At 46.9% G+C, this 565-nt stretch carries 1 protein-coding gene; it reads right to left on the bottom strand.

The features are described 5' to 3' along the window. Positions 1-180: 180 nt before the first annotated feature. On the bottom strand, positions 181-531 hold the full coding sequence (locus HW443_RS14240; protein ID WP_176238391.1) for a tyrosine-type recombinase/integrase: 351 nt from the start codon (positions 529-531) through the stop codon (positions 181-183). Positions 532-565 lie beyond the last annotated feature (34 nt).

The raw sequence follows: 565 nt of genomic DNA, 5'->3' as shown, positions 1-565 counted from the left end.
AACTTTTGTCGATACTGAGCGCTTTAGTGGGATATGTTACAAAGCGGCCAACTGGATCTTATGTGCTATAGCACATAAAATCCATTATGTGACCTCCGCAGTTATGTGACCTAAAGAAAAAAAAGGCCTTTATTTACAGTATTTTTCCTATTTGTACGTCACATAAGCAATCAAGCAATCTTACAACGTCCTTAGGAAAGCCATGAGTCCCCGGTTATTGTGCCACAGTCTACTGGTTTGTTCTAATGATGGAATTTCGCAATGAGCGAGCGCTTTTGCCTTCATCTCCAAATCAACCTCAGCGTAAATATTGGTCGTATGGAGAGACACGTGTCCCAGCCAGGCACGGATGGTATTAATATCCACACCAGCTCGCAGGAGGTGGACTGCGGTGGTGTGCCGAATCGTATGCGCACTGACCTGTTTTGTGCGTAGTGAAGGTACACGGTGGCTTCCCTTGAGTGCATAGCGTTTGACGAGAGTACGGATTCCAAAGCGGGTGATGGGTTGAGTGCGCCGTGGAGGACTCATGGCTTGTAGGTGAAAGTCCTACTCCAGGAATTGC

This window comes from Candidatus Hakubella thermalkaliphila (assembly GCF_013281975.1).
Taxonomy (GTDB): Bacteria; Actinomycetota; Humimicrobiia; order Hakubellales; family Hakubellaceae; genus Hakubella; species Hakubella thermalkaliphila.
This window is presented reverse-complemented; position numbering and strand designations above follow the sequence as displayed.